General features: G+C 58.6%; 1 pseudogene. It reads left to right on the top strand.

What is annotated here, in order from left to right:
- A pseudogene (locus H7U37_RS16600) lies at positions 1 to 273 on the top strand (IS5/IS1182 family transposase); the annotation flags it as partial.

Here is a 273-nt window from a genome sequence, read left to right on the forward strand (position 1 = left end):
ATGCCAGGGAACTGATGGAAGAGGTAAACGCAGACCGCCAGGCCCATGGAAAGAAGCCCTTTGACGATGATGGCCAGCCGCCGGCACCGCCAAAGAAGCGCAGAGACAATACCTCAAAGAAGAAGCTGGCCCGGCGGAAGAAGGAAAAGATGCGCACGGTGACCCGGAGCGTGACCGACCCGGACAGCGGATTGTTTGTGAAAGGGGAACACAAGCGGCAGTTTGCCTATGAGGCCCACACGGCCTGTGACAAGCACGGCTTTGTGCTGGAAG

The sequence above is a fragment of the Pseudoflavonifractor phocaeensis genome, assembly GCF_016901735.1.
Taxonomy (GTDB): Bacteria; Bacillota; Clostridia; order Oscillospirales; family Oscillospiraceae; genus Pseudoflavonifractor_A.